Genomic DNA, 20,429 nt, shown 5'->3' with positions numbered 1-20,429 from the left:
ATGGTGACAAGGTCAGCGTAGAAGCTCTTGGGATACGATGTCAACGTTTGATGACCTGAGGAGTACCGCTATGGCAGCCGCCCCACAAACACACAAACGTGATCGCGCCGCGACCCGCGCGGCCCTGCTCGACGCGGCGCGCGTGCGCTTCGCCCGGCTGGGCTACGGCGGGACGACCATGCGCGACGTCGCCCAGGACGCCCATGTGGATCCCGCGCTCGTCTTTCGCTACTTCGGCTCGAAGCGCGCCCTGTTCGAGGAGGCGTGCGTGGATCACCAGGTCCTCGGGGAGATCATGTCGGGGCCGCTGGACGCCTTGCCCGCGGGCATGCTGAAGTCCGTCGTCTTCCAGGAGTGGGAGCAGTTCGCCGGCGAGCACCCCCTGGTGATGCTGCTGCGCTCGCCCTCGCACGCCCCCGCACGGACCCGTCTGGAGCAGGAGGCGCAGGCGGCCCACATCGAGGAGCTGATCAAGCAGGTCAAGGGCGAGGACGCGGCGCTGCGCGCGGAGATGCTGGTCGCCTGCCTGCTGGGCATGGGCATCATGCGCAGCGCCTTGTGCTCCCCCGCGCTCGGCTCGGCCACCCTGGAGGACGTTCTGCCGTACTTCGAGGGCGTCACCCGCGTCCTGATCGAGAACGCCGGTGACGCCCCGGCCGAGAGCGGCCGGGGCGACGGGCCCGGGACGTCCTGACCGCGCTGCGGCCGACCGCGCCCCGGGCCGGGCGCCGGTGCGACGGATGGGCTCAGACGATCGCCTGGGCGAAGCGGAAGAAGCCCTGAGGGTCGTACGCGCGCTTGACGGCCGCGAGCCGCTCGTAGTTCTCCGCGTAGTACGACCGCTTCCAGTCCCGCAGGGCGGGGTCGATGTAGTTCTGGTAGGTCTCCCCCAGGGAGTAGGGGTTCGTCGCGGCGAACCCGCCGTCGATCCAGGCCCGCACGGCGTTGCGCTCGTCCCGGTTCGGGTTGGCCGCCGTGGTGCCCACCGTCCAGTTCAGGGTGAACTGCGCGTCCCGGTGCACGTAGGCCGTCGCGGTGCGGTCCAGCGTGTTGGCCCGGCCACCGAGGGCGAGGGCCTGCACGAACCGGAGCTGGCCCGCGCGTGGTGAGGCGGTGAAGGCGGAGAGCACCTCGCTGATCCCGGCCCTCGGCAGGCCCGTCCCGAAGAGCCTGCTGCGGTCCAGGATGTACCCGCCGCGCGGCATCACCGCCTCCGGCGAGTAGCCCACCGTGTGGCACTGGGCGACCGTCTTGTCGGTGCACCCGAACCAGTCCAGCATCCCGTTCAGGAAGGTGAACCGGTTGCTGGTACGGCTGTCGGGGGCGCGCCCCACCCCGGCGGCGAGCGCGTCCAGGAGCGGCGTGAGTTCCTCGGGCGAACCGAGGAAGGAACCGTCGACCCAGACGGCCGGCTCGGCGCCGCCCGGGGCCGTGTCGAGCTGGCTGACGATCCAGCGGGACCCCAGCTTCCAGGGGGTCGTCGGCATCCACTGCTGCCAGGCCGTTATCACCCGCTCCACGTCGCTCCAGGCCCACGACAGCCGGAAGTTCACCATGTCCGTGGCGGCCGCGGCGCGGCGCTCGTAGCGGGTGACGATGCCGAAGTTGCCGCCGCCACCGCCGCGCAACGCCCAGAACAGGTCGGGGTGTTCGGTCGTGGAGCAGGTCACCGACCGGCCGTCGGCAAGCACCACGTCGGCGGAGACCAGGGCGTCGCAGGCCACCCCGAAGGATCGGGTCTGCCAGCCGATGCCGCCGCCGTGGAGGAAGCCGCCCGCCGCCACGGAGCCGTGCAGCCCGCTCGCCAGGGCCTGTCCGTAGGGGGCGAGCGCGGCGAGCGCGTCGACGGTCTGCGCTCCCGGGCCAAGCGCCGTGGTGTCGGCTCCCGGCACGATGGAACGCAGTCTCGACACGTCGATGACCAGGCCCGGAGTGGTGGAGAAGCCGCCGAAGCTGTGGCCGCCGCTGCGCGGGACCGCCGGGACGTCGTGCTGCTGGGCGAAGGCCAGACAGAGCCGGATGTCGGCGACGCTCTCGCAGTAGGCGACGGCGGCCGGGGCCGAGGCGTCGTACATGCTGAAGTACACCTGCTTGGCCTGCGCGTACCCGCTGTGGGACGGCAGGACCAGGTCCCCGTCCAGCCGGCCGCGCAGTCCGGTCCAGTCGGCGCGCGACGCGGCGGCCGCGGAGGAACCGACCGGTCCCGGCAGGGTTGCGGATGCGGCCAGGGCGAGGCCGACGGCCCCGCCGCGCAGGACCTGCCTTCGTGTTGCCATGACTGTGACTCTCCCGTCGTCGGATACGGCGGCGGCTCTCCCGCCGACACCGTCCGAACCTCCCACCGCCCGGTAAGTCCTTTCTAAAACAGGCCCGTCGGGCACCCGGCCCCCCGGCACGGAGCGGTAGAGGCGCGCTTTAGGGCCCGCACGGAGGCTGGGGGCGAGTGGAAGCGCGAGGGCGCATCGACGCGCCCGACGACGCGGCCGGGACCGACCCCGGCGCGAGGAGGAGGGACATCGGATGGGACGAGAAGCCGGCCGGACGGCCCACGACATCGAGGAGCTCAAGCAGTTCGTCGTGGTCCACTCCCGGACCCAGCGGCTGCCTCCGGACCTGTGTGAGGAGGTACTGGCCCGCATCGGGCACGACGGCGAGGGGCCCGGCTCCTGGACCGGGGAGTGGGCCGCCGCGGCGCGGGAGCTGGCGGCGCGGGACCTGCTGCTGGAGGCCTGCCAGTGCTGGAACACCGCGCGGTTCCCCTACGTCGACGGTCCCTCGCGCGCGCAGGCGCAGGCGGCCTGCTCCGAGACCTTCACGCGGTGGAGCGGCACCCAGGAGACGCCCGTCGAGCGCATCGAGATCAGCGTGCCCGACGGTGACGGCGACGGCGGCACGCGGTCCTTCGTGGCCCTGGCGTCCGGGCTCTCCGCCGCTCTGCCGCGTCCCCTGCTCGTGGTGACGGGCGGCATCGTGAGCGTCAAGGAGCAGTGGGCGCCCGCGCTGCTCCTGGCCGAGCAGCTCGGCCTGGCCATGGTCGCCACCGAGCTGCCCGGTGTCGGCGAGAACCGGCTGGTGTACGGCAAGGACAGCTGGCGCATGCTCTCGGCGCTGCTCGACACGCTCGCGGACCGGGCCGACGTGAGCCGCACCTACGCGTCGGCCATGAGTTTCAGCGGTCACATGGCGCTGCGCGGTGCCCTGCACGACCCGCGCATCCGCGGGGTGGTCACGGCGGGCGCACCGGTCAGCGGCTTCTTCACCGACCGCGACTGGTACGACCGCAGCGTGCCGCGCATCACCAAGGACACGCTCTCCCACCTGACGGGCATCCCCCGCACGGAGCTGTTCGACGCGCTGCGCGACTGGGAGCTGCGGCCCGGTGAACTCTCGGCGCTGACCATCCCGGTGGGATATGTGGTCAGCCTCCGCGACGAGATCATCCCCGGGTCGGATCCGCAGACCCTGAAGCGGTACGTCCCCGACCTCACCCTCGCCGAGCACGACGACGTGCACGGTTCGCCCGCACATGTGGAGGAGACCCGGACCTGGACGGTGCAGACGGTGCTGCAGATGCTGCGGACCGCCGCGAGCCCGCGGACCTGACGCCGGAAGAACGGCCCGGGCTCCGGCACATGTCGTGCCGGAGCCCGGGCCGTTCGTCGTTCACGCGGCCGGTTCGTCCGCCAGCCGCTGCCGGAGGTGGCCCACCAGCGCGGCGGGGGTGGGGTGGTCGTAGACCGTCGCGACCGGCAGGGGCAGCCCGGTGGCCCGGTGGAGGCCGTTGCACAGTTCCAGGGCGGTGAACGAGGAGAACCCGATCTCCAGGAAGGTCCGGGCGTCGTCGAGGTGCTCCGAGGCGTCGAGGCCGAGCGCCTGCCCCACGTGCGCCCGCACCAGTTCCGCGAGCCGCCGTTCCTGCTCCTCGCCCTCCAGCTCCGCCAGCCCGGCGCGCAGTTCCGCCTGGTCGGCGAGGGCTTCCGGGCCGTCCGCCGCCCCTGGTCCGGCCAGTCGGCCGCGAGCCTCGGGCAGGTCGCGGTACTGGGCGCCCGTACCCCACCGCATGGCGTGCGCGAGGTGGTCGTCCCAGTCGATGTCGGCGACACCGATGACCGGGCCGTGGGCGGCACCGGCAGGGCCGAGGAGGTTCGGCAGGCAGGCCAGCGCGCGTGCGGGATCGAGGTCCCGCAGCCCGCCCCGCGCCGCCGTGCCCCGCGCGTCGGACTCCCGCGGCCCCCAGGCCAGGAGCGTGGCCGGCAGCCGTCGCGCCTGCCGGTGCCGGATCAGGGTCTCGGCGTACGCGGCGTCGACGGCGGCGTGCCAGGAGCGCGGGTCGCTGCCGGTGAGCGCCGCGAAGTCGGCGAGGACGAAGAACCCCGTCAGCGGCAGGTCCAGGGTGCACTCGTGGAGACGGCGCAGCGCGGCCCCTCCCCCGGTGTGCACGACGACGCTCACGGCCGGCCCGTCGCCGGTCTCCGTGAGGACCGGGGCGAGCGCGGCGCGGTCGGACGGGTCGGCCACGTCGAGCCGCACGCGCGCCCCGCGCGTCTCGAGTTCCGCGCGCAGCGCCTCCCCCGCGCCGGTCTCGGACGCGAGGAGCCGGAAGTGACGGTGGCCCGCGTCGGCGAAGGCGAGGGCGGCGGCCTGTCCCGCGGTGGTGTCGGGCTCGGTGACCAGAACCGTCCCGTCGGTTTCGGCCGTGTCCCGCTCCGCCGCCGCGGGCCAGGGCACCCGCGCCAGGCGACGGACGTGGCGCCCCGAGGGCCGTACGGCGACCTCGTCCTCACCGTCGGCCGCCGCGAGGACGCGCTTGAGCTGGGCGAGGGTGACGGGGTCCAGGACGGCCGGGAGGTCGATCGTGCCTCCCGCGCCCTCGGCCGGCCGAAGACCGGGGAGGCGGCCGAGCCCCCACAGGTGTCCCTGCGCGGGGTCGGACGACGGGTCGCCCGGCCCGGTGGAGACGGCTCCGCGGGTGAGGGTCCACAGCGCGAGGTCCGCCCCGAGGGCCGCCAGCGCCTCCATGATCCGGCTGGTCAGGGCGACTGCCGCGGGGATCGCGGGGTGCTCGGGGTGCGGGCCCTTGGCGGCGGCCGGCGCGCACAGCACGCCCGCCACCTCGCCGTCCCGGCCGAGCCGCTCCAGCGCCTCGCCCAGCCGCTCGGTGACCGAGGCGGGCTCCTCGTCGGCGTCCGCGGCGAACGGCGCCACCCGTACTCCGGCCTCCGCCAGCGCCCGGTACAGGTCCGAGTGCTGGTCGTCGTCCTCCTGCCCGGGCTCGACCAGCAGCCAGCAGGAGTCACCGGCCGGGGCACCCGCCTGCAGTCCGGTGCTGGTCTCCGGCAGCCGCCTCCACTGCCACGCGTACGTCCATTCCCGCTGGCGGCGCCATCCGGCCAGGGTGGTCTGGAGCCGCGCCAGTAGTTGCCGCTCCTCGTCGCGGGCGCCGAACGTACGGGCCAGGAGGGCCGGATCGCCGTGTTCCACGGCCGACCAGAACGCCTGGTCGCCCGAGGAAGTCCACCCGTCGTCACCCGGTCCTGATGCCTGCCGGGGCTCGGCCTCCAGCCAGTACGGGCGGTGCTGGAAGGCGTACGGCGGCAGCCGCAGCCGACCGCCCGGGGCGTCCTGGCCGGTCGCCGCTCCGGGCAGCAGTGGCCCCCAGTCCACGTCCGTGCCGTGTGCCCAGGTCTCCCCGAGGGCGAGCAGCAGGGTGTCGGGTTCGGCGCGGTCGCGGCGCAGGGTGGGGACGAGCGTGAGCGGTTCGGCGTCCAGGCAGTCACGGGCCATCGCGCTCAGGACGGCGTCGGGGCCGATCTCGACGAACAGGCGCACCCCCTTCTCCTCCAGGGTCCGCACCCCGTCGTAGAAGCGGACGGCGTGCCGGACGTGCCGGGCCCAGTACTCGGGACTCATCAGCTCGTCGGCGCCCGCCACCCGGCCGGTCACATTGGAGACGACGTCGATGTCCGGCGTCGCGTACGTCAACCGGGCCGCGGCTGTGCGCAGTTCGGACGCGGCGGACTCCATGTGCGGCGAGTGGAAGGCATGGCTGACGCGCAGCCTCTTGGTGCGCCTGCCCTTGCCGCGCCAGACCTTGACCAGTTCGGCGACGGCGTCGGCGTCGCCCGAGACCACGGTGGCGGACGGCCCGTTGACCGCGGCGACGACCACCCTGCCGTCGTACGGGGCCAGTGTCTCCAGCACCTCGCTCTCCGGCGCCTCCACGGCGGCCATCGCGCCTCCCGCGTCCGCCGCCTGCATGGCCCGTCCCCGCGCGGCGACGAGCTCGCACGCGTTGTCCAGGTCGAAGACACCGGCGACATGCGCGGCGGCCAGCTCGCCGATGGAGTGGCCCATGACGAAGTCGGGACGCAGGCCGGTGCTCTCCAGCAGCCGGTACAGCGCGACCTCCACGGCGAACAGGGCGCACTGCGTGTAGAGCGTCTGGTCGAGCAGTCCCGCCTCGGGCGAGCGGGGCGCGGCGAACACGATGTCGCGCAACGGGTGGTCGAGGTGCCGGTCGAAGCGGGCGCACAGGTCGGCGAACAGCTCGCGGAAGCCGGGCACGGCGTCGCTCAGTTCCCGCCCCATGCCCAGCCGTTGGCTGCCCTGGCCGGTGAAGAGGAAGCCGAGCCGGGCGTCCTTGTCCGCGTCGCCCGTCGCCGTGGTGGGGCCGCTCTCGCCGCCGGCCACGGCCGCGACGGCGCGCAGCAGCCCCTCCTGGTCGCGTCCGACGACGACCGCGCGGTGGTCGAAGGCGGTCCGTGCGGCGAGGGCACGGGCCACCTCGCCGGGCTGCGGCTCCGCCCCGTCGTCGGCCCGGCCGCGCAGGTGGTCGTGCAGTCGCCGCGCCTGGGCCCGCAGGGCGGTGGCGTCCCGGGCGGACAGCATCCACGGCACGGTGGTCGCGGGTCCGGCCGACGCGGCGGTGGCGGTGGCGGGCGTCTCGACGCCGGTGGTGGCAGTGGTGGTGGCCGTGGCTCCAGTGGCGGCGGGCTCCGCGGTCTTCGGGGCCTTCGGGGCCTTCGGGGCCTGTTCGAGGACGACGTGGGCGTTGGTGCCGCTGATGCCGAAGGAGGAGACGGCGGACCGCCGGGGCCGGTCGCGGTCGGGCCAGGGCCGCGCCTCGGTCAGCAGCCGTACCTGCCCGGCCTCCCAGTCGACGTGCGGCGTCGGCTCGTCCACGTGCAGCGTCCGCGGCAGCATGCCGTGCCGCATGGCCTGCACCATCTTGATGACTCCGGCGACACCGGCCGCGGCCTGGGTGTGCCCGATGTTCGACTTCACCGACCCCAGCCACAGGGGCTGTTCGGCCTCCCGCTCCTGGCCGTAGGTGGCGAGCAGCGCCTGCGCCTCGATCGGGTCACCGAGCGTGGTGCCGGTACCGTGCGCCTCCAGGGCGTCCACGTCGGCGGCCGTCAGACCGGCGTCGTCCAGGGCCTGCCGGATCACCCGCTCCTGCGAGGGGCCGTTGGGGGCGGTGAGGCCGTTGCTGGCGCCGTCCTGGTTGACGGCGGTGCCGCGGACGACGGCCAGGACCTCGTGTCCGTTGCGCCGCGCGTCGGACAGCCGCTCCAGCAGCAGGACACCGACGCCCTCGCCGAAGCCGGTGCCGTCCGCGGCCGCGGCGAACGCCTTGCAGCGGCCGTCCGCGGCGAGCCCGCGCTGCCGGCTGAACTCGATGAACACGCCCGGCGTGGACAGCACCGTGGAACCGCCCGCGAGCGCCAGCCCGCACTCTCCCCCGCGCAGTGCCCGCACCGCGAGGTGGAGGGCGACGAGCGACGACGAGCACGCGGTGTCGACGGACACGGCGGGGCCGCGCAGCCCCAGGACGTACGACACCCGGCCCGACGCGACGCTGGCCGCGCTGCCGTTGCCGAGGAACGGCTCGTACTCCGGCGGCACCGTGTGCAGCCGGGCGCCGTAGTCGCCGTACATGATCCCGGCGAAGACGCCCGCGTCGCTGCCGCGCAGGTCCGTCGGGTCGAGTCCGGCGTCCTCCAGCGCCTCCCACGACGCCTCCAGCAGCAGCCGGTGCTGCGGGTCCATCGCGGTCGCCTCGCGCGGGCTGATGCCGAAGAACGGGGCGTCGAAATGGTGGGCGTCGTGCAGGAAGCCGCCGTGCCGGGCGTAGAACGTGCCGCTGCGGTCGGGATCCTCGTCGTACAGGTGGGCGAGGTTCCAGCCGCGGTCGACGGGGAAGTCGCCGATGCCGTCCGCTCCGGAGCGGACCAGGGACCACAGGTCGTCGGGGGTGCGCACGCCGCCGGGGTAGCGGCAGCTCATTCCGATGATCGCGATCGGCTCGGTCGCGGCGGCCTCGACCTCCGCGAGGCGCTTGCGGGTCTTGTGGAGGTCCGCCGTCACCCACTTCAGGTAGTCGGTGAGCTTCTCTTCGTTCGTCGGCACGTCGTCATCTCTCCGTTCAGGTCGCTCGCCGCGCTGGAGGTCCGCGAGGTGGGGGCACGGGTGGGGGCGGTCAGTGGACGTTGCGGCCCAGTTCCTTGTCGATGAAGTCGAAGATCTCGGAGGCCGTGCCCGTCTCGATGCGCTCGGCGGCGTCCACGTCACCGGCCTCCTCGGGGCTGGTCCGCTCCTCCCACTCGGAGAGCAGCCGGCGCAGTCGCGCGGCAACGGCGGTACGGTCGCCGGACTCGGCCGCCGCTCCGTCGTCTACGGCCGCCTCGCCCAACAGGGATTCCAGGCGGTCCAGTTCCGACAGGAGCGATACGGCGGGCGCGTCGTTCGTCCGCGAGGCGAGACGGGACCACAGGTGGTCGGAGAGTTCCGTCGGCGAGGGGTGGTCGAAGACGAGCGTGGCCGGCAGCCGTAGCCCGGTCGCCGCGTTGAGCCGGTTGCGCAGCTCGACGCCCGTCAGCGAGTCGAAGCCGAGGTCCTTGAAGGACTGATCGTCACCGAGACCGCCGGGCGAGTCGTGCCCGAGGACCGCCGCCACCGTGTCGCGCACCAACTCCAGTACCATCGTGTGCTGTTCGTCCTCGGACCGGCCCGCGAGCCGCTCGGTGAACGACCCCGCGCCCGCCGCGGCAGCGGACTCCGCCCGCCGCTCCACCGTGCGGACCAGTCCCCGCAGCATCGGGGAGAGCACCCCGGCCCGTGCCTGCGCCCGGAGCCCCGCGGGGTCCGTACGCAGCGCCACCAGGACGGGCGGGTTCTGCGCGGCACCGGCGATGGCCTGGTCGAAGAGGGCGAGTCCTTCCTCCTCGGACATCGGGACCAGGCCGCTCCGGCCGAGTCGCGCGATCGCGTCCTCGTCGAGGTGCTGGGTCATGTCGCTGGTGGTGTGCCAGAGGCCCCAGGCGAGGCTGGTGGCGGGTTGGTGGTGGGTGTGGCGGTGGGTGGCGAGGGCGTCGAGGAAGGTGTTGGCGGCGGCGTAGTTGGCTTGGCCGGTGTTGCCGAGGTGGCCTGCGGCGGAGGAGTAGAGGATGAAGTGGGTGAGGGGGGTTTGGAGTTGGGTGGTGAGGTGGTGGAGGTGGTAGGCGGTGTTGGCTTTGGGGGTGAGGGTGTGGGTGAGGTGGTGGGGGGTTTGGTGGTGGAGGAGGGCGTCGTTGAGGGTGCCGGCGGTGTGGATGATGGCGGTGAGGGGGTGGGGGTTTTGGTGGGTGAGGGTGGTGAGGAGGGTTTTGAGGGTGTGGGGGTTGGTGGTGTCGGTGGCGGTGATGGTGACGGTGGCGCCGAGGGTGGTGAGGTCGTGGTGGAGTTGGGTGGCGCCGGGGGCGTGGGGTCCGCGTCGGCTGGTGAGGTGGAGGTGTTTGACGTGGTGGTGGGTGACGAGGTGGCGGGCGAGGAGGGCGCCGAGGGTGCCGGTGCCGCCGGTGATGAGGACGGTGCCGTCAGGGTCGAAGCCGGTGGGGGCGTCGGTGGGTTGGGTGTTGGTGTCGGTGGGTTGGGTGCTGGTGTCGGTGGGTTGGGTGGGGGTGAGGTGGGGGGTGGTGAGGGTGTTGTTGTGCCAGGCGAGTTGGGGGTGGGTGGTGAGGGTGGTGGTGTGGGGGAGGTGGGGGGTGGGGTGGGTGTCGGTGTCGAGGAGGGTGATGCGGTCGGGGTGTTCGGTTTGGGCGGAGCGGGTGAGTCCCCAGATGGCGGCGTGGGCGAGGTCGGGGGTGGGGGTGGTGGCGTGGGTGGTGAGGATGGTGAGGTGGCTGTGGGTGTAGTGGGGGGTGGTGAGCCAGTGTTGGAGGGTGTGGAGGGTGTGGGTGGTGAGGTGGTGGGTGGCTTGGAGGGGGTCGCCGGTGGTGGGGGGCAGGTGGAGGATGGTGTGTTCGGGCAGGGGGGCGCCGTGGGTGAGGGCGTCGGTGAGGGTGTCCAGGTCGGGGTAGAGGGGTGTGTCGTCCGGGAGTCCGGGCAACGCCTCACCGATCACGGCACGGGTCGGGGGTGTTGAGGGCTCGGCTTCCTCAGCCACCTCAACCCACTCGCAGGCCAACAACGGGGCACGGTGCGCGTTGCGCGCCAGAGCGGCCAGTTGGGCGGCATCGGCCTCACGCGTGACCAGCGCCTCGATGTCCATGAGGGCGCTTCCGGACGCGTCGGTGAGCGTGATACGAGCCGTTCCGTCAGCACCCAGGGTCGCCTGCACCCGCGCGGCGTCGGCGCCCGTGCCGTACACCCGCACTCCCGTGAACTCATAGGGCAGGCGCAGCTCTTCGCCGTCGCTTCCCACCAGCAGGGAGTGGAGTGCGGTGTCGAGGAGGGCGGGGTGGAGGGTGTGGCCGGTGGTGGGGGTGTTGGGGGGGAGGGTGGTTTCGGCGTAGATGGTGTTGTGGTGGCGCCAGGCGTGGTGGAGGCCTTGGAAGGTGGGGCCGTAGTCGTATCCGAGGGTGGTGAGGTGGTGGTAGAGGTGGGTGGTGTTGAGGGGTTGGGTGTGGGTGGGGGGCCAGGTGGTGGGGGGTTGGGGTGTGGGGGTGGTGGGTGGTTGGGGGGTGAGGGTGGCGGTGGCGTGGCGGGTCCAGGTGGTGGGTTGGTGGGGGTCGGTGGTGTGGGGGTGGGTGTGGATGGTGATGGTGTGGGTGCCGTGTGGGTCGGGGGGTGTGAGGGTGAGTTGGAGGGTGAGGGTTTGGTCGGGGGTGAGGGTGAGGGGGGTTTCGAGGGTGAGGGTGTCGAGGTGGTGGTGGCCGAGGTGGTTGGCGGCGTGGAGGGCGAGGTCGAGGTGGGCGGTGCCGGGGAGGATGACGGTGCCGTGGACGGCGTGGTCGGTGAGCCAGGGGTGGGTGGTGAGGTTGAGGCGTCCGGTGAAGAGGGTGGTGTGGTCGGGGAGGTTGATGGCGGCGCTGAGGAGGGGGTGGTGGGTGGGTTGCTGGCCGAGGGTGGTGGCGTCGGTGGGGGTGGTGGTGGGGGTGTGGAGCCAGTAGGGGTGGTGTTGGAAGGGGTAGGTGGGCAGGTGGGTCCAGGTGGGGGTGGTGGGCCAGGTGGTGGGGTGGCCGTGGGTGTGGGTGGTGGCGAGGTGGTGGGTGAAGGTGTGGTGGTCGGGGGTGTTGCGGCGCAGGGTGGGGGTGGTGGTGTGGGGGTGGGTGTCGAGGGTGTGCTGGATGGCGGTGGTGAGGACGGGGTGGGGGCTGGTTTCGATGTAGTGGGTGTGGCCTGTGTTGTTGAGGTGGGTGAGGGTTTGGTGGAAGAGGACGGGGTGGCGGAGGTTGTCGGTCCAGTAGTGGGCGTTGAGGGTGGTGGTGTCGGTGATGTGCTGGGCTTTGAGGGTGGAGTGGAAGGCGATGGTGCCGTCGGTGGGCTGGGGGGTGATGGGGGTGAGGGCGGTGATCAGTTCGTGGTGGAGGGTGTCGACGTGGGGGCAGTGGGAGGCGTAGTCGACGTCGATGGTGCGGGCGCGGATGTCGCGTTGTTGGGCGGTGGTGACGAGGGTGTGGATTTGGGTGGGGTGGCCGGAGACGACGGTGGCGGTGGGGGCGTTGTGGGCGGCGATGTGGACGTCGTCGAGGCCGAGTTCGGTGATGAGGGTGGTGGTGTGGTGGGCGGTGGTGGGCAGGGAGGCCATGGTGCCGGTGCCGGCGAGGCGGCGCAGGATGCGGGCGCGGCGGGCGACGATGAGGGCGGCGTCGTCGAGGGTGAGGGCGCCGGCGATGTGGGCGGCGGCGATTTCGCCCTGGGAGTGTCCGATGACGGCGTCGGGCTGGATGCCGTGGTGCTGCCAGAGGCGGGCGAGGCTGACCATCATGGCCCACAGGACGGGCTGGATGACGTCGACGCGTTCCAGGCCGGGGGCGTCGTTTTGTTGGAGGATGACGTCGGTGAGGTTGTAGTCGGTGTGGGGGGCCAGGGCGTGGGCGCAGGCGGTGAGGTGGTGGGCGAAGACGGGGGAGTGGTGGTAGAGGTCGGCGCCCATGCCGGTCCACTGGGAGCCCTGTCCGGGGAAGACGAAGACGGTTTTGCCGGCCAGGGTGTGGTGGGTGACCAGGTGGGGGTGGGGGCGGTCGGTGGCGAGGGCGTCGAGTGCGGCCAGGAACTGGTCGGGGGTGTCGGCGGTGACGGCGGCGCGTTCCTCGAACGCGGTCCGCCCGTGGGTGAGGGTGTGGGCGACGGCATGGATGTCGAGACCGTCCCCCGCCTGACGCGCGTGAGCGGCCAGGCGCGCGGCCTGCTCCCGCAGAGCCGCGGGCGTTTTCGCCGACAGCGGCCACACCACCGGCCCCTGCGGCACCACCCCGGCCACCACACCGGACTCCTCCACCGGCTCTGCGGGTGCCTGTTCGAGGATGACGTGGGCGTTGGTGCCGCTGATCCCGAAGGAGGACACCCCGGCCCGCCGCGGGCGGCCCGCCTCCGGCCACTGCCTTGCCTCGTCCAGCAGCCGGACCTGGCCCGACTCCCAGTCCACGTGCGGGGTCGGCTCGTCCACGTGCAGGGTCCGGGGCAGCATCCCGTGCCGCATCGCCAGCACCATCTTGATCACACCCGCCACACCCGCAGCAGCGAGAGTGTGGCCGACGTTTGATTTCAACGAGCCGAGCCACAGGGGCTGTTCGGCGTCCCGGTCCCGGCCGTAGGTCGCGAGCAGCGCCTGCGCCTCGATCGGGTCACCCAGCTTGGTACCCGTACCGTGCGCCTCCACCGCGTCGACCTCGGCGGGAGCCAGCCCCGCGGCCGACAGGGCCTGCCGGATCACCCGCTCCTGCGACGGACCGTTCGGCGCCGTCAGACCATTGCTCGCACCGTCCTGGTTCACCGCCGAACCCCGGACCACCGCCAGCACCTGGTGCCCCCGCCGCCGCGCGTCCGACAGCCGCTCCAGGATCAGAACGCCCACGCCCTCGCCCCACCCGGTGCCGTCCGCGGAGGCCGCGAAGGCCTTGCAGCGGCCGTCCGGGGACAGGGCGCGCTGGCGGCTGAACTCGATGAAGTTCGTCGGTCCCGACATGATCGTGGCACCGCCGACGAGCGCGCGGGAGCATTCGCCGTTGCGCAGGGCCTGGGCGGCGAGGTGCAGGGCCACCAGCGACGACGAGCACGCCGTGTCCACCGTCATCGCCGGCCCCTCGAGGCCCAGCGTGTAGGCCAGCCGGCCCGAGGCCACACTGGTCGTGTTGCCCGTCGAGATGTAGCCCTCGTACCCCTCGGGTATCTCCTGGAGACGCGAGGTGTAGTCGCCGAAGATGACGCCGGCGAAGACGCCCGTGTCACTGCCGCGCACCGTGGTGGGGTCGATCCCGGCGTGCTCGAATGCCTCCCAGGCGGCCTCCAGCAGCAGGCGCTGCTGAGGGTCGGTGGCCACGGCTTCACGCGGGTTGATGCCGAAGAAGGCCGCGTCGAATCCGTCCACGCCGTCGATGAACCCGCCCTGCCGGACATAGGACTTGCCGGGTGTGTTCGGATCGGGGTCGTAGAGGCCGTCGAGGTCCCAGCCCCGGTCCGTAGGGAACGGCCCGATGGTGTCCGTGCCGTCCTCCAGCAGACGCCAGAGGCCGTCCGGTGAGGTGACGCCGCCGGGCAGGCGGCAGCTCATCCCCACGATCACCACCGGGTCGGTGTCGTCGGCGCGTTCCGCGCCCGCTGCCACCGCGCCGGTGACCGCGCCCGATGCCGAGTCGTCGTCACCGATCAGCTCACGCCGCAGGTGCGCGGCGAGGGCGGCAGGCGTGGGGTGGTCGAAGACGAGGGTCGCGGGCAGGCGCAGGCCGGTCGCGGCGTTCATGCGGTTGCGCAGTTCGACAGCCGTCAGGGAGTCGAAGCCCAGGTCCTTGAAGGCACGTCCCGGTTCGAGTGAGCTTCCCGCTCCGTGGCCCAGGACGGCTACGACCTCGTCCCGGACGATGCCGTGCAGGAGCCGGTCCTGTTCCTCGGAGCCGAGGCGCGCGAGCCGTTCGGTGAGGGACGCGGCTCCGGCAGCCGTCGCTCCGGCGGCGGCGCGGCGTCCGCTTCGGCCGCCGCCCTTGACCAGCGAGCGGAGTACGGAGGGGAGTCGTCCGGCGTCAGCGCGCTGCTTCAGGGCGTTCCGGTCCACTCGTGTCAGGACCAGGTCGGTGCGGCCCGACAGGAGCGCGGCGTCGAGGAGGGCCAGACCGTCCTCGGCGGTGAGCAGGCCGAATCCGCTGCGGGTGATGCGGTCGCGGTCGGCCTGTCCCAGCGCCGCACCCATCCCACCGTCCTGACCCGACTGATCCCACAACCCCCACGCCACCGACGTACCCACCAACCCCTGCGCACCCCGCCACCGCGCCAGCACATCCAAGAACGCGTTCGCCGCCGCGTAGTTCGCCTGTCCCGGACTGCCCACCACACCGGCCACCGACGAGAACAACACGAACGCCGCGAGGTCGTGCCCACGGGTGAGTTCGTGCAGGTTCCACGCCGCGTCCACCTTCGGCCGCAACACCTCCGCCAACTGGTCGGCCGACAGCGCCGAAACAGTGGCATCACGTACGACACCCGCCGTGTGCACCACCGCAGTCAGCGGATGCTCCTCCCCCACCGACCCCAGCACACCAGCCAACGCCTCCCGGTCCGCCGCATCACACGCCTCCACCCGAACCCGGGCACCGGCCTCCTCCAACTCCGCCACCAACTCCCGCGCCCCAGGAGCCTCCACACCCCGCCGACTCGTCAGCAGCAGATGCCGCACCCCGTGCTCGACCACCAGATGCCGCGCCACCAACGCACCCAACGACCCCGTACCACCCGTCACCAACACCGTCCCGTCGCCGTCGAAGGGACGCGGCACCGTGAGGACGACCTTGCCGGTGTGCTTGGCCTGGCCCAGGTGGCGGAATGCCTCGGGTGAGCGGCGGATGTCCCATGCCGAGACCGGGAGCGGCCGCAGGGCACCGCTGTCGAACAGCCCGACCAGCTCGGTGAGCATCTCCTGGATGCGGTCGTGTCCGGCGTCCAGCAGGTCGAAGGCCCGGTAGTCGACGCCGGCGTACTGCGCGCCGACGGTCTCCGGGTCGCGGATGTCGGTCTTGCCCATCTCCAGGAAACGCCCACCGCGTGGCAGCAGCCGCAGCGACGCGTCCACGAACTCGCCCGACAGCGAGTCGAGTACGACGTCCATGCCTCGTCCGCCGGTGTACCGGGTGAAGGTCTGCTCGAAGTCGAGCGTCCGGGAGTTGGCGATGTGGTCCTCGTCCAGGCCCTGTCCCCGCAGGGTGGCCCACTTGCCGGGGCTCGCGGTGCCGAAGACCTCGGCGCCCGCGTGCCGGGCGAGCTGGACCGCGGCCATGCCCACGCCGCCGGTCGCGGCGTGCACCAGGACCGATTCACCGGCCTGGAGCCCGCCGAGGTCGAACAGGCCGTAGTAGGCGGTGAGGAAGACGATCGGCACGGCGGCGGCCTGCGCGAACGTCCATCCCCGCGGAATCCTGGCGAGATAACGCTGGTCGGTGATGGAGACGGGACCGACGCCTTCGGTGAGCAGCCCCATCACCCGGTCCCCGGGCCGCAGACCGGTGGCGGCGGAGACGGCGGAGCCCACCTCCAGGACGACGCCGGCGCCCTCGCTGCCGATCGGAGCATCGCCCGGGTACATCCCGAGCGCGATGAGGACGTCACGGAAGTTCAGGCCCGCCGCGCGCACCGCCACCCGCACCTCGCCGGGAGCCAGGGGACGCTCCGCACCCGGGTTGGGCACGAGAGCGAGGTTCTCCAGGGTGCCCTTGGCACTGACATCGACGCGCCACGGCTCGTCCGGTCCCGGTACGGCGAGACCGGTGCCGTCGGCGGCGGGCGTGACGCGGGCGACGAGCAGCTCGTCGGCCCGGATGGCGGCCTGCGCCTCGTCGGAGGCCGCCAGGCCACGCAACGCCGCCCTGAGGCCGTCGGCCGTCGTCGCGGCGTCCACGTCCACGAGCGTGAAACCGTCCGGGACCTCCGCCTGTGCCGCGCGCACGAAGCCCCACAGGGCCGACGCGGCCGGGTCGCCCACGACGTCACCGGGCTGCGCGGCCACCGCGCCCGAGGTCACGACCATCAGCCGGACGGCGCCGAGCCGGTCGTCCGCGCGCCACGCCTGGAACAGGGTGAGCAGGCGAGCCGTGGCGGTGTGCACGGCCCCGACCGGGTCGCCACCGTCGGCCGACTCGGTACGGCACGGGACGAGGACGGCGTCCGGAAGCTCGTCACCGGCGTCCACGGCGGCGACGAGGGCGGCGACGTCCTCGTACGCGGGAAGGTCCGGGAGTACGGGCAGCTGGGCGCCCAGCGTCGCCCAGCGCGGTGCCTCGGCCCCGGCGTCGAGTCGACTGCTCTGCCAACTCAACTGGAACATCGCGTCGTTGATGCCATCCACCGCTCCGCGGAGCTGCTCGGTGGACACCGCGCGCAGCGTGAGGGCGTCGATGTGGGCGACGGGGGCGCCGGTGGGGTCGCTCAGGTGGAGACTGACCGTGTCCCCGGACTCGTCCACGGGCGTCAGCCGGACCCGCAGAGCCGTGGCACCGGTCGCATACAGACCCACACCCGCGAAATTGAACGGCAGCCGCACCTCCTCCACCGCTCCCCCACTCGGCGCCGCCAACGTATGCAACGCGGCATCCAGAAGAGCCGGATGAATCCCGTACCCCGACACCTCACCAACCCCCGGCAACACCACCTCCGCAAACCACTCCCGCCCCTGCCGCCACACCGCGCTCAACCCCTGGAACAGCGGACCGTACTCATAACCACGCCCCGCCAACCGCTCATACAGACCCGCCAACTCCACCGGCTCAGCCCCCGACGGCGGCCACACACCCTCCACCGCCTCCGGCACACCAACCACCGGACTCAGCACACCCGTCGCATACCGCGTCCAACCCCCCTCACCGGAACGGCCGAACACCCGCACCCCACGCCACCCACGCTCATCAGCCTCACCGACCGACACCTGCACCATCACCGACGACCGCTCCCCCAACACCAACGGAGCCTCGACCGTCAAATCCTCCAACCGGCCACAACCCACATAGTCCCCGGCATGCAACGCCAGCTCCACAAACGCCGTGCCCGGCACCAGCACCGCACCACCCACCACATGATCCGCCAGCCACGGATGCGTGGACAGCGAGATCCGGCCGGTGAACACGGTCAACCCGTCCTCGGCCAACGCCACCGCCGCACCCAGCAGACCATGACCCGCCGAAGCCTGCCCCAGACTCTCCACATCACCGGCACCCGACGCCGCATGCAACCAGAACCGCTCATGCTGGAAGGCATACGTCGGCAACTCCGCGACACCGGTCGAGGAAGCCTGCGGCCAGGTGACGGGCAGGCCGTGGCAGTGCGCGGCGGCCAGCGCGAGGCGGAACGCATGAGCCTGCCCGGTGCGCTGGAGCGGAACGGCCACCGCCTCGTCGGGCAGGAGGGTGGTCAGGACGGCGTCCGGGCCGAGTTCGACGAACACCTTCCCGCCCAGCTCCCGGGCCTGCTCGAGTCCGGCGGCGAAACGGACCGTGCCGCGCAGCTGTGCCACCCAGTACGAGGGATCGGCCAGCTCCTGCGCCGAGGCGACCCGGCCGGTCACGTTCGAGACCACCGGCAGACGCGGAGCATGAGCGGTGACCTGGGCTGCGGCCTGCGCGAACTCCTCCAGTGCCGTATCCATGTGCGCGGAGTGGAAGGCGTGACTGACGTGCAGGGCCTTCGTGCGCCGGCCCAGCGCCTCGAAATGCGCGGCGACCTCGGCGACTTCTTCCGTGTCGCCGGAGACGACCACGGACTGGGCGGCGTTGACCGCCGCCAGCGACACCCCCTCACGCCCCTCCAGAACCGCCGACACTTCGTCCTCCGAAGCAGCGATCATCACCATCGCCCCGCCGGGGCGGGCGGCCTGCATCAGCCTGCCCCGCGCCCCGACCAGCCGGCACGCGTCCTCCAGCGACCACACCCCCGCCACATGGGCGGCAGCCAGTTCACCGATGGAGTGCCCCAGCAGTACGTCCGGGACCAGGCCGTGGTGCTCGGCCAGCCGGAACAGGGCGACCTGCAACGCGAACAGGCCCGCCTGCGCATACCGGGTCTGGTTCAGCAGCTCCGCATCCGTGCCGAACACCACGTCCTTCAACGCGACCGGCAGCTCGAAGTGGTCGCACACCTCGTCGAACGCGGCGGCGAACACCGGCTCGCCCTGATACAGCTCCCGCCCCATCCCGGGACGCTGCGCACCCTGACCGGTGAACAGGAACACCGTCCTGCCACCGGTCACCGCCCCGCTCACCAGGGACGGGTGGGCCTCACCCGCGGCCAGTGCCTCCACCCCCGCGACCAGATCCGCCCGCGTCTGCCCCAGCACCGCAGCCCGCAGATCGAAACGGGCCCGCCCGTGCGTGAGAGTGCGCGCGACGGCCACCGCATCCAGACCCTCACCGGCGTCGCGCGCATACGCGGCCAGCCGGACCGCCTGCTCCCGCAACGCTTCGGGTGTCTTCGCCGACACCGGCCACACCACCGGTCCGGCGGTCTGCGTAGCCGGAGCCTCCTCCGTCCCGCCCTCCTCGGCGGGCTCCTCGACAGGGGCCTGCTCCAGGATCACGTGGGCGTTGGTGCCGCTGATCCCGAACGAGGACACCCCCGCCCGCCGCGGGCGACCCGACTCCGGCCACTGCCTCGCCTCGTCCAGCAGCCGGACCTGGCCCGATTCCCAGTCGACGTGCGGGGTCGGCTCGTCGACGTGCAGGGTCCGGGGCAGCACCCCGTGCCGCATCGCCTCGACCATCTTGATCACACCCGCCACACCCGCGGCGGCGTTGGTGTGGCCGATGTTGGACTTCACCGAGCCCAGCCAGAGCGGTTCGGCGTCCTTGTCGCGTCCCTGACCGTAGGTCGCGAGCAGCGCCTGCGCCTCGATCGGGTCACCCAGCGTGGTACCCGTACCGTGCGCCTCCACCGCGTCCACCTCGGCCGGGGCCAGCCGGGCACTCTCCAGGGCCTGCCGGATCACCCGCTCCTGCGACGGACCGTTCGGCGCCGTCAGACCGTTGCTCGCACCGTCCTGGTTCACCGCGGAGCCCCGCACCACCGCCAGCACCCGGTGCCCCCGCCGCCGCGCGTCCGACAGCCGCTCCAGGATCAGGACACCCACGCCCTCGCCGAACCCGGTGCCGTCGGCGGCGGCCGCGAAGGCCTTGCAGCGGCCGTCCGGGGAGAGCCCGCGCTGCTTGCTGAACTCCACGTAGAGGCGGGGGGTGGGCAGCACGGTGACGCCGCCGGCGAGCGCGACGCCGCACTCCCCGTTGCGCAGCGCCTGGGCGGCCAGGTGCAGGGCGACCAGGGAGGAGGAGCACGAGGTGTCGACCGTGACGGCGGGGCCTTCGAGGCCGAGGGTGTAGGCGAGTCGCCCGGAGACGACGCTGGTGGTGGTGCCGGTCAGCACGTATCCCTCGTACTCGGCGGGCAGTGCGCGGCCGGTGGGGGCGTAGTCCTGGCCGATGGCACCGATGAAGGCGCCCGTCCGGCTGCCCTTGAGCGTGTCGGGGGCGATGCCCGCGTGCTCGAAGGCCTCCCACGCGGTCTCCAGCAGCTGCCGCTGCTGCGGGTCCATCGCCTCGGCCTCGCGCGGGCTGATCCCGAAGAAGTCCGCGTCGAAACGGTCGGCGTCGTGGAGGAAGCCTCCCTTCGTGACGTAGGAGGTGCCCGCGTGGTCGGGGTCGGGGTCGTACACCTCCTCCAGGTTCCAGCCCCGGTTCGATGGGAACTCGGAGATGCCGTCGCCGTCCTGCTCCAGCAGCCGCCAGAGATCGCCGGGCGAGGTGATGCCACCGGGGTAGCGGCATGCCATTCCGACGATGGCGATCGGCTCCTGTTCCCGGGCCTCGGCTTCCTTCAGTCGCCGGCGCGTCTGGCGCAGATCGGCGGCAGTGCGCTTCAGGTAGTCCCGAAGCCTCTCCTCGTTGTCCACGGCCTTCCCCATGTCGCGAGGACCGTTCGCCGGGTTCTGAGCAACGTTCGCCATGCGAATTCCACTCCTGGGTACGACAGTTACGGCTGGTGAG

At 72.5% G+C, this 20,429-nt stretch carries 4 protein-coding genes and 1 pseudogene; 2 read left to right on the top strand and 3 right to left on the bottom strand.

The genetic code is table 11. The annotated features are described in order from the left end of the window. The first annotated feature begins 70 nt into the window (after positions 1 to 70). Complete coding sequence (locus ACGH52_RS31890; protein WP_059302652.1) at positions 71 to 694, top strand: TetR/AcrR family transcriptional regulator; 624 nt, start codon at positions 71 to 73, stop codon at positions 692 to 694. 52 nt (positions 695 to 746) lie between these two features. On the opposite strand, the gene ACGH52_RS31885 is transcribed toward ACGH52_RS31890, so the two are convergent. After that, on the bottom strand, positions 747 to 2,276 hold the full coding sequence (locus ACGH52_RS31885) for an FAD-binding oxidoreductase (protein ID WP_059302651.1): 1,530 nt from the start codon (positions 2,274 to 2,276) through the stop codon (positions 747 to 749). Between the two features lie 244 nt (positions 2,277 to 2,520). Here ACGH52_RS31885 and ACGH52_RS31880 point away from each other — a divergent pair, with 244 nt between their 5' ends. Further along, positions 2,521 to 3,603, top strand: coding sequence for an alpha/beta hydrolase (locus ACGH52_RS31880; RefSeq protein WP_121703419.1), 1,083 nt, complete (start codon positions 2,521 to 2,523; stop codon positions 3,601 to 3,603). Positions 3,604 to 3,663: 60 nt separating this feature from the next. On the opposite strand, the pseudogene ACGH52_RS31875 reads toward ACGH52_RS31880, so the two are convergent. Next, a pseudogene (locus ACGH52_RS31875) lies at positions 3,664 to 8,391 on the bottom strand (type I polyketide synthase); the annotation flags it as partial. Positions 8,392 to 8,479: 88 nt separating this feature from the next. Next, entirely contained in the window at positions 8,480 to 20,389 is an 11,910-nt protein-coding gene (locus ACGH52_RS31870) for an SDR family NAD(P)-dependent oxidoreductase (protein WP_399944366.1), read from the bottom strand. Positions 20,390 to 20,429 lie beyond the last annotated feature (40 nt).

Source organism: Streptomyces sp. BBFR25, from assembly GCF_044590125.1.
In the GTDB taxonomy this organism is placed as follows: Bacteria; Actinomycetota; Actinomycetes; order Streptomycetales; family Streptomycetaceae; genus Streptomyces; species Streptomyces canus_D.
The sequence above is the reverse complement of the archived record's forward strand: the minus strand, read 5'-3'. Positions and strand labels throughout refer to the sequence as shown.